At 62.5% G+C, this 16,957-nt stretch carries 8 protein-coding genes; 4 read left to right on the forward strand and 4 right to left on the reverse strand.

Annotation, left to right across the window (positions count from 1 at the left end):
* Positions 1-113 precede the first annotated feature (113 nt).
* On the forward strand, positions 114-686 hold the full coding sequence (locus H1B37_RS09675; RefSeq protein WP_182866442.1) for an RNA polymerase sigma factor: 573 nt from the start codon (positions 114-116) through the stop codon (positions 684-686).
* On the forward strand, positions 673-2,796 hold the full coding sequence (locus H1B37_RS09680; RefSeq protein ID WP_182866443.1) for a hypothetical protein: 2,124 nt from the start codon (positions 673-675) through the stop codon (positions 2,794-2,796). The genes H1B37_RS09675 and H1B37_RS09680 overlap by 14 nt, the downstream gene beginning before the upstream one ends.
* Before the next feature lie 151 nt (positions 2,797-2,947).
* Here the strand turns inward: H1B37_RS09680 and H1B37_RS09685 are convergent, their stop codons facing one another.
* Both H1B37_RS09685 and H1B37_RS09690 read right to left on the reverse strand, forming a co-directional pair.
* Positions 2,948-4,255 (reverse strand): S1C family serine protease, encoded by a 1,308-nt coding sequence (locus H1B37_RS09685; RefSeq protein ID WP_353620813.1) that lies wholly within the window; start codon positions 4,253-4,255, stop codon positions 2,948-2,950.
* 266 nt (positions 4,256-4,521) lie between these two features.
* Complete coding sequence (locus tag H1B37_RS09690) at positions 4,522-4,929, reverse strand: TraR/DksA family transcriptional regulator (RefSeq protein ID WP_182866445.1); 408 nt, start codon at positions 4,927-4,929, stop codon at positions 4,522-4,524.
* A gap of 436 nt (positions 4,930-5,365) precedes the next feature.
* On the opposite strand from H1B37_RS09690, the gene H1B37_RS09695 reads away from it, so the two are divergent.
* Complete coding sequence (locus H1B37_RS09695; protein ID WP_182866446.1) at positions 5,366-9,463, forward strand: FHA domain-containing protein; 4,098 nt, start codon at positions 5,366-5,368, stop codon at positions 9,461-9,463.
* 241 nt (positions 9,464-9,704) lie between these two features.
* Positions 9,705-11,186, forward strand: coding sequence for a dihydropyrimidinase (hydA, locus tag H1B37_RS09700; protein WP_182866447.1), 1,482 nt, complete (start codon positions 9,705-9,707; stop codon positions 11,184-11,186).
* A 125-nt stretch (positions 11,187-11,311) separates the two neighbouring features.
* Here the strand turns inward: hydA and H1B37_RS09705 are convergent, their stop codons facing one another.
* Complete coding sequence (locus H1B37_RS09705; RefSeq protein ID WP_182866448.1) at positions 11,312-13,174, reverse strand: hypothetical protein; 1,863 nt, start codon at positions 13,172-13,174, stop codon at positions 11,312-11,314.
* Positions 13,167-16,949 carry a DUF5682 family protein gene (locus H1B37_RS09710; RefSeq protein ID WP_182866449.1) on the reverse strand — a complete coding sequence of 1,261 codons (3,783 nt, stop codon included), beginning with the start codon at positions 16,947-16,949 and terminating at the stop codon, positions 13,167-13,169. Before H1B37_RS09710 ends, H1B37_RS09705 begins: the two co-directional genes overlap by 8 nt.
* Positions 16,950-16,957: the final 8 nt, after the last annotated feature.

The raw sequence follows: 16,957 nt of genomic DNA on the forward strand, positions 1-16,957 counted from the left end.
GCGGTGCAGACGTAGCTACATCAAATGGGACACCCGAAACGATCGAGCCACAACGCCTCCCAACACGGCCCCGCAATGGCTCCGGCGACGCCGCGTCGTCGGAGCTTTCGGTCGTGGATGCCAGGTTGATCGACGACCTGTTGGGCGGCTGCCCGGATGCGTGGGCACAATTGATCGATCGATACGGGGCACTTGTGCGCAGCCGAGTGGCGGACGTCGCCGCCGCGTTCGATTCTCAGAGCGATTGGTCAACGATCGACGACGTCACCGCCGAAGTGTTTGCGTCGCTTTTGGCCCGCGATGCCGCCGCACTCCGCTGCTTTCGCAACCAGAGCAGCCTGGCGACCTACCTGGCCGTGATCGCCACCCGCGTCGCCAGACGCATGATGGCAAAATTGGTGCGGCAGGCGCATCAACAAAGTGATTCGTTGGACGATCTCAATCGATGCCCCTCGGCCGTCGATCCAGAATCGATGCTGATCGGCAAAGAGGAACGCGATCGGCTGCTGACCTTGGTCGATCGTTTGTCGCCAAGACAAAAACAACTGGTGGTCGCATTTTACCGGGAGGAACAAACGTACGCAGAAATCAGCCACCGATTCGACATTCCGATCGGGTCGATCGGCACGACGCTCCGACGCGCCGAAGAGAAACTCCGGAAATGGATCGACGATGAAACCCAATAAACCCCACGACCGCGAATCGCTGTTGCGGCTCGTCCGGCATCGACTGGATCGGATCGCCTCCTCGTCCGGTCCTGCCTCCGGGATGGCCCATGATCCCGATCAAACAACCGTCGCCGAGGACACTCCGCAACAACACCGGGACATCACCGGCCGCGTCGTCCGAGAACTCATGCGTGAACTGTCGCGCCAAACGCCCGAACCGAAGAGCGACGCCATGAACGCGGTCACGATCCCGCTCAACGACGTCGCCGCGTACGTCGATGGCACCCTGGACGACCCGCAAAAACAACACGCGATCACCGAAGCCGCCGCGACCGATCCGGGGCTGATGATGGAAATCGTTGCGGCACTGCGAAGTCAGCGCGAGCTGCGGAGCCGGCAAGCACTGCGAAGTCAGCGCGAGCTGCGGAGCCGGCCGACCTCCGCGCCCGGGGAACTCCCGTCGGAGTTGCGTTCCCGTCTGATCGCATTACAACACCCCCAAGGTTCGCCCCAACCGCGGCCGCAACCCGAGCCCGCCGCGGCGACACCGTTGGTGCAAACAAGTACGCCGCCGCCCGCGACGCCACGCAAAGGAATCACGGTCGCCTTGATCGCGACGGCCGCCGCACTGTTGATTACGGTCGGTTGGTGGGCGCGTTCGGAGCGGGTTCCCGATGATGACCCGGTCGCCGAAGAACGTCACGGCACCGAAACCCTGAAGGAGGATCGCCTGATCGAGAGCCACCCTCTGGCGACCGATCCAGTCAGCGAACCGGATTCCTTGCTGGCAGAAATCCCGGACGTTGATTCGAGTGAGTCGCCGGAAACGCCCGCCACCCCCCCGATTGCTGTGCCAACTGAAATCGACACGCCGCCATCGAAGGTTGCCGCGCTGCCGCCAGACGATGATCGCGACGCCCCGATGATCGCCATCGAATCCACCTCCGAGGGCGCCGCCGATCCGCCGGAACCACTCCGCGACCGATCACCGCCGACTGCTCCCCGCCGGACTGCGAAACTGGTCGCCCGCTGGAACCAGATCGACGGCTTGTTGCTTCGCAGCGATGTCGCGCCGCGCGGCGAGCGTTCGTCGGCCAGCCAATCCGGCCCGGCAAGCGTCGCCGTCGGCAGCGAATTCGAATTGGCCGGTGACGGTTCCGGTCGGGCGATGACCTTGCAGACACTTCCGCTGTGTCGAGCGACGGCCACGCTGCAAGGGGGCGGCGAGTTGGTGATCGCCGCCGATACCCAACTGGAACTGACCCCCGCCGGCACGATCCACCTGTTGCACGGTTCGATCGCGTTGTTGGGGATCGACCAGCATCACATCATTCGACTCGGCCGCAGCCTTGCCAACAGCGTCGCGTTGGAAGGGATCGCCCAACCACAGGCGTCTGGGCAACTGACGCCGCGTGGCGGTGAAATCGTTGTCCAGAAAACACTTGGCGGCATGCAAGTCGATGTGACGGGCGGGCCCGTCAACGTCAACGCGCAATCGTTTGCCGATTCGCGTCTGAAACTTCAGGGCCCCTTGCTGGCGGTGGAGCGGATCGATGATGCGCCCGAGCGGTTGCCGCGATGGACGCGAGAACGCGTGGACCGAATCGAAGTCGGGCGAAACGTTTTGGCCCAATTGAGTGAAAGCCCGAATGTGCCGGCGACACTGATGCAGACACTCGCCTCGGGATCGGTGCGGGGTGATGCCGCGGCGACCTTGCGGGCCTGGCTGGTCGCGTCCAGCGGCGATCATTTGTTGCGGCTGATCGGGTCGCCCGATCCGTTGATCCGCGAAGCGGCGCTGCAACACCTGCGGACCGTCGGACCGACCGACCCACGGCATCGCCAGATCTGGCGTCGTTTGCAAGTCGGTGGAAACAACGCCCGAACGTTCGCGACGGTCCGATTGCTGTTCGTCAACCTGTGGTCCGGTCGTCGTCTCAATGCGACCCAGCGCGACCAGTTGCTGCGTTTGTTGCAAGCCCCCGAGCCGGCGGCCCGCGCGACCGCGAACTACTTGTTGCGGTCGTTCTACGGTCCCGGACCAAGGTTCGACTTGAACGCATCGGCGGCGGCGAGGACGCGCGCGGCCAATGCATGGCGGGTCGTGATCAGCCGCGTGGCGGACTAGCTGGACAGTCGCCACGGCCCTCCGGCTGCTTCGCACAATCGACCCCCGTCCCCTTTTCATGCCGCCTGGACGAGGGTCCTTCCAGGCCGTCGAAGTGCCTCGCGCGGCAGCCCGGAAGGGCGGTCGTACTGGAGAGGGTGGCGCGACGGCCTCAATTGACGTCGGTCAGCTCGACTTCCGTTCGATAACGTTTGCCGTCGCGATAGATGATCATCGGGACGACCGAACCGATCGGGGTCAACCCGACTTGGGCGACCAAGTGATCGTCGTTGTCGACCTGGCTGCCGTTGAATTCGACGATGATATCGCCACGCTGCAGATTCGCTTTTGCCGCCGGCGAACCACGGCGGACACCTTTGACCTTCGCACCGCCGTTGGCGACCGCTTGCAGGGGGCCGAGATCGGAAACGGTGAAATCCGGTTCCAGCGTCACCCCCAGATAACCGCGACGCAGTCGTCCGTGACGGATCAGTTCGTCGGCCACTTGGACGGCCATGTTGATCGGGATGGCAAACCCGATCCCTTCGCTGCCGCCGCTGCTGCTGGCGATCGCGGTGTTGAGCCCGATCACTTCCCCACGCAGATTCAGCAGCGGGCCGCCGCTGTTGCCGGGGTTGATCGCGGCGTCGGTTTGAAAGAAGTCCTGCAAGTCGATCTTCTGATCCCCGAGCGAAAGATCACGTCGCCCCTTGGCACTGAGAATCCCGAAGGTGACCGAATGGCTTAAACCGAAGGGGCTGCCGATGGCGATCGTGAAGTCGCCGATGTTGACCTGGTTGCTGTCGCCGGTTCGCGCCGGGGGCAGTCGCAGGTCGGGAACCTTCATCACGGCCACGTCGGTGCTTTCGTCCGAAAGAATTCGCGAGGGGTGGTACTGACGACCGTCGGCGCTGCGGAGCAAAATCTCCGACGGTTGCGATCCCAGAATCACGTGTCGATTGGTCAACACCCACAACCCGTCGGCCGTGTTGATCACCACGCCGCTGCCGGCTTCGTCATACGATTCATATTGCCCGCCCTTGGTTTCCGATTTGTGGGCTTCGATATGGATGACACTCGGTTTGACAAGCTGAGAAACCTTGCGAACCAGATTCCCTAGCCGATCGAACGCGTTGAATTCATCGGCCAGTTCGCGAAACAACGCTTCACGCCGTGCCTGGATCGATTGAGCGGTGGGGAGCGACCCGACGCTGGCCGACGGTACGCCGGCCGACGAAACACTGGACGGCGAAGGATCCAGTGAAGGACGCAACGAACGAATCGGGGCGGGCGCGGTCAACGAGGGCTTGGCATTGCTTTCGACCGACGCGGTCGCCGACGCCCCTTGCGGCGACGCGTAACGGCTCGGTCCGGAATAACTCTGCTGAGCCGCGGCTCGGGGCAGGATCGAATGCGTCGAACACAACCAAGCCAGTGCGGCGCCGGTCAGTGAGATCGCAAGTCGTCGAGAGTTGCGCACACGACATCGTGTGCGTCCGCTGGGTTGGGAGAGGTCGACCATCGGAAAAGCTTCAACAGGGAGAGGGAGGTTCGACGGGGAGGCGTCGCATTGTACGCATCGTCGTTTTGCGGCAAGGAACTTTTCGTCTGTCGCCCTCGCTAGCCCTCGTCCGGCGAGAAGTCAGAATCGTCATCGCCGGCGCATCAAAAAACGGCCGAATGATTCGACGTCACTCGAACCGTCTCGGCCGCAAATGCGACTGACAATAGGCACAACCGCTACGGTCAAGCCGTGTCAGCTTGGTAGGAATTAAACACTCGACTCATCATCGCCGCCGGGTGCGATTTGCGTTTTTCGGTAAGACGGTGACAACTGATACACTCTCGCGCGTACGGTACTGCTCGCAGACGCGTCAGCGGGATCGGTTTTTGGCAACTCTCACAATCTCCGTACTTGCCTTCGTCTAATCGCTCGATCGCTGCATCGATCGCCGCCAGCTCCCGGCTCTCGACCTCCAACAACTGGCTATTGAGTTCCGCTTGGACCGTATCGGCCACCGCGTCCAGCACGTCACCGGTTTTGGACGGTTTGCCCTGCAGCAGATTGAGGTCGCCGATGGCTGACCGGATCAATGCGTCGCGTCGTTTCAGCAGGGTCGCTCGCAATTTCTCAATTGAGTCTTTTCTTGCCATCAGATCACCTCATTCCCTATGTATGCCTGTCAGTCGTACGGGCCCCGCCGGAGTTGAGTTCTGCAATTCGCTTACCAATCAAACCCGAGGCGGCAACCGCAACGCTGAAATAGTAGGGACAAAGTCCACAAAGTCACCCTTGAAAGCTACCGAATTTTCCCTTGCGGCACCCCAAGGGCGTGCGATCCTCCGTTTTTGCGGGTTTCGTTCGATTTCCCCTGCTCCAAATCCGACCCGGTGACAAGACAGTTTGAACCGGGGCTACCGCACCCCCCTTTAGAACCACTGAACAGACCATTGGTAGCCGAAACCGTGCCGATCGCGCCATTTTGCTTCACCCGGGCGATGGGTCTGTCCGAAACTCAGAAAACGGTCTTGTCTGTCGGCAACGACCCCATCCAGGCAATTTTGCAAGCAAAGACGCAAGGAACGTGTTGTGACGAACGACCACAACGACGGCCAATCGAGCCCCAACGATCTGTCCCCCCCGCACCCCGAGGTCCAAACCGTGGCGTCGGCGGGACACCTACGTGACGGCGAGTCCTCTCCGATCGCGATCATTCCGCAAACGCTCAGCGAGAGTGTGCCGCTGCAAGCCAGTGCCTCACTCGGCAATCGAGCGGTTGGGGGACGGCCCGGCGAGGCAGCGGCCGACGGTGCGGCTTTGGAATTCCGCGTGATTCGGCCCGGCGCCCCGGTCCGCCGACTGCGGCTGACCGGCAACCGTTACACGTTCGGCAGCGGCGAAGGGTGTTCGATCCGACTGGATGACGAATCGCTTCGCCCGATGCACGCGGTTCTGCTCCGCGACGCACACCGCATTTTGATGCGTGCCTATTCGGTGCCGCTGGAATGCAACGGCAATCGCGTCACCGAATCGGAACTACGGCTGGGCGATATCATTCGCATGGGGCATTATCGATTCGAGTTGCTGGCGGTACCGGAGACCGCTGCATCGTTTTCCCAAGCCTCATCACGTTTGACGTCGTCGTCGCGACACCCGGTCACCGAAGCGCGAGAGTCGTTCCTCCGCAAGCGGTTGACCGAATTGAGCCAACAATGGCATGCGCGACACGCCGAGTGTGAAGTCCGCGAGAGCCGTTGTGATCAACGCGAATCGGAATTGCATGGCCGCGAGACGGAATTGTGGACTCGCGCCGAATCGTTGCAGCATCGCGAAAACCATCTGCTCGCCCAAGAAGCGGCGGTCCGTGAAATCCAAGCGACCTATGCGGCGACACAAGACGAATTGAAATCGCTTCGCGAGCGGGAAAGCGAGACCAGCGAGGCGCTCAAGGAAAAAGAGGCCGAGCTGCAGCAAAAGAGCGAGCTGTTGCGTGAACGTCAGGCCGAACTGGAACGTCGCCAAGCGGAATGGCAGCAACGAGAAGAGCAATATGCAGAACACGCCGCCGAAGCCCAGCGAAAGCTGGAACAGACTCAGCAGCAGGCACAATCGGCCAGCGACGCCGTCGGCCGGATGCGTGAAGAGTTCTCCACCCTCAGCGAGCAGTTGACCGAACTCCGCGAGCGGCACAGTGAGTTGCAAGCCCGCGAAAAACGCGAACAAGAAGAACACGAACGGCTGCGCGAGCAATTGGAGTCGGCACGTGATCAGGCGATCGATGCCGCCGCCGAGAATGAGGTCAAACGCGAAGCGGCCGAGAGTGAACTCCAACGCGTCTCGGCGGATCTGCAATCGACACGCGACGAACTGGCTCGCATCCGCCAAGAAAGTCAGCAGTGCCAACAGGCGCTGAGCGAAAAGCTACAGTCGACCAGCCAACAACTTCAAGCGACGCGCGAAGAAGCCCGGCAGTCGCGTCGGGAAGCCGAGGAAGATCAGGCCTATCAGGAAAAACAGATCGCGGAACTGGAAGAGCGACTGGCCAAGATCCAAGAGAATCGCGAAGACAGCGAGCGGGCAACGGACGAGGAAATCGCCGAGCTGCATCGCAAGCATGCCTCGGCCGACGGGGCCCGCGTGGAAGCCGAACAGGCCCGCGATCAGGCCGAAGCGGCTCGTCAAACCGCCGAAGCCGCCCGCATCGATGCCGAAGCGGTTGCCGATGACCTGCGCCGTCAAATCACCCAACTGCAGGAGAGCGTCACCGAGGCGACCCAAGAAGCGTCGCAGTTGCGGATCGACCAAGAAGGGGCCAACGCGTCGATCCGGCAACTGGAATTGCTGGTCGATCAGACGCAAAACAACCAACACGCCCAACAAGAATCCTGGACCCAAGAATCCGATCAGCTGCGTCAGACGATCGAAGATCTATCGATCCAGCTGGCCGCCGCCAACGTCGAACTGGGCCAGTTGCAATCCGCCAACGAAGCCCTCTCGCACGAATTGGCTCAGGTCTCCGAGGGCGACATCGAGACGAGCCAAACGTCGGCGATCGATTCCGAGCAGTTCCGGATCCTGGAACAAGAACTCGAATCGGCTCGCCAGGAAATCGAGCAGCTGCGGGAAACGCACGCCGAAACCGTTTCCCGAATGGAATCCGAACGCCAGGAAAGCGAGTCGGTCCTGCGTCAAGAAATCGAACAGCTGCGTGACGAAATCGCCTCGGCACAACAAGCCGCCCAGGCCCGCGTCGAAGAAATCGTCCAAGACGCCGGCCTGGAACCGACCGGCGAGCATCAAACGGTCTCCGCCGCGCAACCCGCCAGCGACGCTGTCTCCCAAGATGCCGGCGAAGCCGCCGATTATCAAACCGCGGACTGCCAAACCGCGGACAACCCCAGCACGACCACGGAACAATTCGTCCAATCGGGTGACAACCGCTGGCGACTGGAATCCGAGCAATCGGTCGAACAGGGCATCCATCTGGACGACGCCATGACGTCGGCAGATTCCTCTCCGGAACCATCCGCCGAGGACGCGCAAACCGACCAGGGCGTGTCCTGGCACGAGGAGCCGCCGGAGCAGGCCGTCGGCGACGCCATCGACGATATTGAACACAACGTCGAGCAAGCCATCTCCGATTACCAATCGCCGCAATCAGAATCGCTGTGGCCCGCCCCCGAAGACGACTCGGTCGCAGATCCGGACCCGTCCGCCGAGTCCGATCCGGAAACCGAACTCGAACTCGCAACCGAGCCCGATTCGGAAACTCCGTTGGACTGGTCCGCCTACATGCCCGGTGGCGAAGTCAACACGCCCGATGAGGAAGTCAGCGCGAGCACCGAAACCGAGCCCGAAAACGTGTCCGATGAAGTGGACGCGTACGCCCCGGCCGCACTGCAAGCGGACGATCCCGAGCCGCAAGGCTGGGCGACCGAAGCGGAAGCCGCCGGGGACGATCAAGACGGCGAGGCGGAAGAGTACGAATCGACGATGCAGTGGGACGGCCCGTCCGAGCAAGCGGCCGATCAACCACTGGAGTCCAACGAGCCATTGAGTTTGGACGAGGAAGCGACAAACAATTGGCAAGCATACCAGCAACCGGTCTCCGAAGACCTTTCCGGCGGAGCATCTGATGTGGATGCCGAGGCGTCTGATCCGCCCGCCGGCAGTTTGGCAGCCATGCTGATCCGCGACCTGGCCGGCGACGACGAAGACGATCAAACACCGCAACTCGATCCGCAGACATCGGCCGAACAGTGGGGCGATGAACAAACCGACGCCGAATCATCGCCGGCCGAGCAGAGCGATGACGAGCAGCGCGACGACGAGCCGGTCGAGGCATCAGCCGACGGGGCGGGTGATGACGGCGCCGGCGATGACGGCCATCAAGCGACCTTCGTCATGGACAGTGAAATCGAATTCTCCGGCGACGATTCCGGGCAGGAATCCGAAGCCTGGAATTTCGAGTCGCCCGAGCAATGCGAAACGCCCGAGCACACCGAAGCGATTGCGAGCGACACCGCCGATCATCCGCAAGACCAGATCTCGCAAACCGCGATGGTCGGCGAAAACGACACCGTGATCGCGGCCGACGCCGCGCCCGAAGATGATTCGATCGAAGCCTACATGAGCCGCTTGTTGCAACGTGTCCAGGGCGACGGCCCGCCCAAACCAGACTCGGCTCCGACCACGCCAAGCGTCCCGGTCGACGAGACGAATCAAAACGATTCCGTCGCCGTCGACACGGACAGCGTCGAAATGGAAACGGACGAACTGTCACCGCCAGAGCCGACGATCGCCGACTCGGTCCCGCTGGTGCCGCGTTCTCAAGCCCCCGAATTGTCACGCAACCTGTCGGCGATGCGTGAACTGGCCAACCAGTCGGCACGCAACGCGGTCGCACGCAGCATCCGCCTCCAGGCCCGCGACACCCAAATGAAAGCTGCTTTCAAATTGGGACTGGCCCTCGGCTTCGCCACCATGGGGATCGCCGCGTTCATTTTTGTCACCTGGTCAGCGACCATCAAATTCGGTTTGGTCGGCGCGTTCCTGGTCCTCGCCGGCGTGTTCGGACAAGAAGGCTACGTGCTGCTTCGAGACGCCCGACGTCGGATGGCGCTGGCCGAAGAGCAAGCCGCCGAAGAGGAGGACGAGGATTCGAGCGTCGAAGACGTCGCAAGTTAGCGCCTTCGAAACGGGATGGCCCTTCCAGGGCTGTCGCACGCCGTTGGCTGCCCAATGGATTCAGCAACCGTTGGTGTCTAGCCTTTAGGCGATTCCCGGTCGCTGCAATCGCAGCAACAGCGGGCGGCTAAAGCCTGAACACCAACGCTTCTGCTGGTCGCTCGGGCGGGTACACTGATCGAAGCGAATCGACGGATTCGTTTTCGCCCGGTGTTCCCCCCAATGACCAACCTTTGCGACGATGGCACTTCTGATCCAAAACGGCACGATCATCACTCCCGATCAGCGTTACGTCGCTGACATCTTGGTCACGGGCGAAACGATTGACCGCATCGCTCCGCGGATCGATCCGGCCGACGTCGGGGACGTCCAGCTGATTGACGCCAAGGGCAAGTATGTGTTTCCGGGGTTCATCGACCCCCACGTGCATATCTATTTGCCCTTCATGGGAACCTATGCCAAGGACACGTATGACTCCGGCAGCCGCGCCGCCTTGGTCGGCGGCACGACGACGCTGATCGAAATGTGCTGTCCGGCACGCGAGGATGACCCTTGGCAGGCGTATCAGTTGTGGAAGAGCAAGGCCGAGGGGATTTCCGCGTGCGATTTTTCGTTCCACATGGGTGTCACTCGATTTGACGAAACCACGGCGCCGCTGCTGCGCCGGATCGTTGACGATGGCATCACGTCGTTCAAAGTGTTCCTGGCCTACAAGGGCGCGTTTGGCGTCAGTGACGAAGAGCTTTTCGAAACCTGTCGTCTGGCAAAGGAGTTGGGCGCCGTGGTCACGGCCCATTGCGAAAACGCCGACTTGGTCGCCCAGCTCCAGGCCGCCCTGGTCGCCGCGGGCAAGGTCGGGCCGGAATTCCACGAACCGTCGCGACCGGTGACGGTCGAAGCCGAAGGCGTGCATCACTTCTGTTCGTTTCTGAAAATGACCGGTGCGTCCGGCTACATCGTCCACACCTCCTGTCGCGACGCCGTCGAAGCCGCGCTGAAATTTCAAACGCAAGGTGTCGACGTCGCCATCGAAACCGTGATCCCGTACCTGGTGCTGGACAAGACCTATGCCGAGCGTCCGGACTTCGAAGGCGCAAAGTATGTCATGAGCCCGCCGATTCGCGATTCCCGCCACCAGGCCTACCTTTGGAATGCGATCCAGGCTGGATTCATTTCCACCGTGGCCACCGACCACGCGCCCTTCGACTTTGCCCGCCAAAAAGAGATGGGCAAGCCGCCCGAATCCGACTTCACCAAAATCCCCAATGGTATCCCTTCGGTCGAACATCGCCCCACGCTGCTGTACACCCACGGCGTCGCAACCGGCCGCATCGACCTGCATCGCTTTGTCGAACTGCTGTCCACCGCCGCGGCAAAGCAGTTCGGGATGTTCCCTCGCAAAGGCAGCATCCAACCGGGGTGTGACGCCGACTTGGTGATTTGGGATCCCCAGTATCGCGGCACCATCTCCGCGGCGACTCACACGATGGACACCGACTACGACGGATTCGAAGGCTTTGAAATCAGCGGCCGCCCCGAAGTCGTCACCTGCCGCGGCCAGGTCTCGGTCAGCGGCGGCCGCTTCGTCGGCTCCCTCGGCCACGGACGGCAGGTCCCGCGACTGTCGCCAAAAAGGGGACGGGCGTTTCGATCACAAACTGAGCCGCAGGCGCTAGCCGCGGGCCTTACAGGTCGCGAAGGGCAATCCAAGGCCCGCGGCTAGCGCCGTCGGCTCACTAAGCCCGTGTCATTCAACCCCCGTCCCCTTTAGGCTCGTCCCCTTTAGGCTCTCAACATGCTCATCGAGATCGTTTTGCCTCCATCATTCTGCCGTTCCCCCACCCACCCTCACGACAACCAATCCCGCCAAGCCTGCCGGTGGTACTCCCCGCGAAACACCGCTTGATAACGATCAGTCGCCGCTAACAACTCGCACAAACCGGGGCGAGCGTCAATCGGTCCAGAAACGGCCCCTGCCCCTTTCGGCGCAACCGCCACGGTCGCCAATGCATCGGCCAGCCGTACCGCGGTCGGCAACAATTGCTGCTTCAACGTTCGGATCATCCGGCGGTGTCCGCCGGAGCCGGGCGACGCCACGCTGCCGCGACCACCCAGGACCAGCGCCAGTTGCTGTCGTGCAAGCCCCGGAACGCCCTCGACGCGAGATTCCGTACGATTGCCCGGACGGTCACCGGCAAGTCGCTCACTCGTCTCCTCGTCCGGATCGGTATCCGAAAAAAAGTGACGCTCCAATCGATCCAGTCCCAGTTGGCATACGTTCTGCCAGGATTCCGGCAACTCCAGACGCGGGCCTTCGCTTGCATCATCGACACGCCCCGAGGTCCGAACCGCCAACGCGTCGATCGAACCGGCGTGATGCCGACGGACGCGTCCGGTGACCAGCAACTCCAGCCCGGGGCTGCGGGCAAGCAAGGTCAAATTCTCCCGAAACGGAACCTGGTCGGTGTCCAACGCGATCCGCAGCATCAACGGTCGCTCGATGTCATCGGCCCGCACCAAAACCGCGTCACCGTGCGGCCCGAGCACTTGGCAGCGAAACACGACCAAGGCGTTGTCCGCCGCGGGGACCGTCCCTGACGATTCTTGCACCGCGAAAGCCCGGTCCACCTGATCGGCAAGTGGCTGACCGAAACGCAATTTCCAGAGCGGCGAATCCTGCGGCGAATCGCCGGTTTGCTTTCGTATCGCCCAGCGCGTTTTCGATCCACGACCGAGCCGTTGATCCGGCGACGCGGTCATGTTTTGAACGTCCACGCCGGACCGGCACAGCTCGAACGCGGAAACCGTCGTGCCGCCCAATTCCAAACCACCGCGATAGGCCTGCAACGCCAACTCGGCTTCGCCCGGGCGCACGTCACTGACCTGATAGATCCGGTCGTCGTCAGCCAACAGCGACACGCAAACCCCCGCGTAACCCGACCGCGTCACGATCGGTTCGGCCAACAGACTGACCAACCGCGAGATCGCGACCGGCTGGAATGATCGCCGCACTTGGCCGATCGTTTCGATCTCAACCGAGGGCCGGTCAAGCACACGTTGTGCAATGACGATCGCGCGTGCCAAGTCGCTTTGCAACTGCGCGGCGTCCGCGTTGCCGGATTGTGCCCGCAATCGAATGACACCTTCAACGACACTCAATAAGGCGGCAGACAAATCAATCAATCCGGCGGCGCGGCATTGATGAGCGGCACGCAGCAGCGACGACTGCAACACGACACCGCAGCGCCGGGCGCCACTGCCGAGCATCCCTTCGATCGCAGCGAGACCGCGACCGGCGGCATCACGCATCGCATCGGTGACGTCGACCAATGTTCCGCCGGTCTCTTCCGCATCCGGTGCGTCCGCAACGTCGATCGGCGTTCCCGCCCCAGCCGGCTCGGTCTGGATCGTCAGGCAACTGGCACACGCCAGCAAGTGAAAACACTTGGGCGACAGCAGACAGGAACACGTGAGCTGTTCCATCTGGCCGACAAGTTTCGAATCGGCGTCGAAGTCCAGCCGTACCGTTTCTTCACCGGCCCGGATCGCGATGCCGGTCGACTGGGCGGACCAAGTCCACCCATGCGCGATCGCCGGATCCTTGTCCAATCGTTTGCGAACACGCGCAGGCGCCTGGTCGATCAATTGCGCGATCAACTCGGCGCAAATCCGCACTTGCCGGCAAATCTCTGGTCGATCGGGGTTATCCATCGATCGACCCTCCGCCGGCGTTGCCACGAATCTGATCCCCGACCCACTGAGCCAATTTTTCGGGACTGACCGCGGCGACCGACATTCCCGCCGACGCCATCAACTGTGCCAATCCGTGGTGGAACCGCGCCTGGCCGGAATCATCCAGCGACGCCAACCCGATGCAACGCACGCCCGAATCGACCAGCGCCCGCACTTCGGCCAGCATTGCGGGAATCGAGACGCCTTCTTCAAAATCGGTGACCAAGACGACGATCGAACGCGATGGCACTTTAATGCCCGCGCGGGCTCCACGCAGCCCGAGCCCGATATCGGTCCCGCCGCCGACATCGACCTCCAACAACAGCGCCAGCGGGTCATCGACCTGGTCGCTTAAATCGATCAGCTCGGTGCTGAAGGCAAGAAACCGCACCGACAACGCGGGCAACGCATCGAAGATCGCGGCGACCAGGGCGCTATAGACGACCGAAGCGGACATTGACCCCGAAACGTCGACGACAAACGTCACGTGCCAATCCAATTCTCGACGGGCAGGCGCATTGAAGATCAATTGATCGGCGACGATCGTCGGGCGGCCGTCGGGTCGGCGGCGTCCGTTGGCCAAGTTGGCTCGGATGGTCCGCGATAGGTTCAACCGTCGCGACCGTCGTCGCGTCGGTCGCGGCGTCGAAAGACCGCTGAGTGCGGTTTGCAGCCGCACGGCCAACTCCCGTGCCAAGTCGTCGGTGATCTTTTTGGCCAGCCGACGCAGCTTGGCCAGCCGCGATTCCGGCATCGCACCGGCCAGCGAAAGGACTTGCTGCAACAGATCCACCGACGGCGTGACCAATTCGACATCCAGGTGTCCGACGACGTTGGCATCGCCTGCGGCGGCGGCTTGCCCGAGCACTTCCTGGCAGACGTCACCGCCGAACAATGCCTCCAGGTCCTCGGCCCACTGGGCGGTCGTCGGCTGAGGCGCCTCCTGGCCGCCGCTGCCACGTCGCGATTGCAGATCACCGCGAGCCCCCTCGCCGCGTCCCTTGCCGAACAACTGGTCCAACGACTTGGCGGCGACCATCGCACTTCGTGATCGGCTTTCCGGCGGCAGCCCAAAAATCATTCGCCAACGATCGGCCGTGGTGATCTCATTGGTCACCACGTCGTCGCGCACCTTTCCGCCCGGCGGATCGTCGGAAGGGGCCACGTCGGCACCGGGTTGCTGCGTCACCTCCGTGGCGGTGTGATGCAGGAAACGATCGACGCCGGGAAACGCATCCGCGATCGCAGCGGCCGCGGTCAGATCGGCGTGTCGCAGCCGAGCGACGTGCAGGGTCACCGCGTCACCATCGCCGCCCTCTTCCCAAGAAGCTTGATCGATGGATGATCCACGTTGATCCAGTCCTTGTAACCGCAGCTCCAGCAGACGCTGACGATCGGCCGGCGAAAATGGCTCAACGGCGCCGCGTAAGGCCGGTAAACGCGACAAGAATTCCGCGTCCGACAGACTGACCAAACCGGACTGAAAGCCATCCAGCCACAGCGGGTCGTTCTGCATCGGCGAGAGCAACAGTTGCACGGCCCCCGACAGCCCGTCGCGCAATCGCGCCCGTCCGTCGCGATCGACCGCGGCGTCCAGCCATCCGATCAATAGCTGTCCCAACCTCGCCGCATCCATCTGATCGAGCATGCACAGCGCACCGGCGGCGGCACCGCGCATGCGATCGCTGCCCCGGCGCAGCGTTCGTTTGCACCACGTTATCAAAGTTGTCGCGTGATCGTCCGCATCGCCCTGCCGCGAATCATCCTTTCGAACCAGCGCGTGCAGATCTCCGCTGAACCACTGAATCAAATCCGCCAGGGACACGACGTCAGCGATCGCCGAACTGCCACGCAAGCCTTCCAGACGATCCAAGCAGGCACGCAACAATTGATCCGGCGAAGTCATCGAGTCGGGCAACCGATACACCGGAACGATCGGCGGCGCGGCGTCGTCTGGATCCAGCGGCAGACCCGGTAGATGCGCCGCCGCAATCCGCACCATCAACGTGACCGCGTCGATCAGTTCGGAAATCCCGGCGGTCTGACAGAAGGTCTGGTCCAACTTGCACAGTGCCTGCGTCGTCAACGTTTGCAACCCACACTCACTGGCCATCTGCAACTGGTGCAAGATTCTCGCGGGCGACGCTTCGTTGTCTCCATCCGGGCTGGCATTTCCATCGGGACCGGCGCGGCGGCCGGCCCGGCGTATGACTTCCTCGGTCACCTGATCGAGCGTGACACCGAATCGGGAAACACTTTCGATCGTCGCGGCGGTCGTCTGTTGCCACTCGACCCGCCATCGTTCGGTCAAATTCTCGCGGTTTCCCTGCGCCACCGTGTCGACTCGCTCGGCATAGGGGATTCCCGCGGCAACCATCCGCCGCAGCACGACCGCACGGGCGCGATCTTTGGGGCTGCGGAGGACGTCCAGCCGAAGCTCTTTTTCGTTGTCCGAACGCGACGTTTGAGAACGCCCCCGGGTGGGGCGGGGCTTTGATTTGACCGCCGAGTCGCGTCCCGGCAATCCGAGCTGTTGCAGCAGTTGATCGATCGAAACCGCCAGGCCGCAACGCGGCGCGGCCGGTGTGACGACGCCCCGTCGGTCTCCGATCAAAACGTCACCGGCGGCCGCCGAGACGGCGCGACCACGCCCCGTCACGTCGCCTTGGACCAAACAGGTTTGCAATGCTTCGACGAACTCACCGCGTCCGGCAACGGCCAATCCCCGTAACCGCGCCAAATCACGCATCAACCGTAACGCTTCGGCGGCATCGGGCGTCCCGGCGACGTGTCCAAATTCACGCAGCCGTCGGCACACTCCGGTGGCAAGCTGAACGGCCGCGTCTTCCATCTGGGCATTGGATCTCGCTTGCACCATCTGTTGGTGCCAGACGGGATCCAAGATCCCGGCCGGATAGCCGCTGCGTTCATCCAGTTGTTCGAAGGAATAGGGGATCAGCGAAACACCGACCGACGACGGATCGGACTGGATCGTGGCGAGGGCCGTTTGATCTGGTTCGTCGCACTCGTCGACGACACGCGGTAATAACGCCGGCGCATGAAAGGCACCGACGATCGCCACCGTTTTCCCGTCGCTTTGCCGGATCGCGTGGCGCATGGCCGCTTCGCGAAGCAGATCGCGCGGCGACGGATCTCGCTCATCCGCGCGAACCGCCCAGCCGAACGTCAACGCCGCGCGGCGAATGATCTCCGCATCCGCATCGCAACCGGGCGATTCCACCAAACGTTGCCACAAGTCGCCGACATCCGCCGCGCCGACCCGGCGTTGCAATCGCGACAAGACACTCGTTGACTGCTCAACCGGATGAACCGCCCGTTGGATCGGTCGAACCGCGCCTTGCTCGCCCGACTTGGCTTTCGCAGAAACCGACAGGTCACAAGCGCGCACGGGAACACCGTTGGCATGTGCCCAGCGGATCGCCGTGAACTCGGGAGAGAAATCGGCCAGCGGATAAAACATCATGCCGCCATCGGGATCGACCGCAGAAATCGCGACCGGAGCTTGTGTTTGCGGATCAGCGATGTACGGCAGCCAGTCGGCAAGGTCCGACGGCAACTCGATCAAGATCACATCAGGCGCGAACCGGTCCAACAGGGTCGGCATCGCGCGGGCAAGCATCGCGCTGTGATGCCGCACACCGATCAGCAACGGATCGGTGCAGTCGTGCAATTCGCTGCACGCTGCAGTTGGGTCTAAGTTCGGTTCTGCGGTTGGAACGATACCAGAATTCATGACAGCGG

Origin of the sequence: Stieleria mannarensis (genome assembly GCF_014154935.1) — a bacterium.
GTDB classification, from domain to species: Bacteria; Planctomycetota; Planctomycetia; order Pirellulales; family Pirellulaceae; genus Stieleria; species Stieleria mannarensis.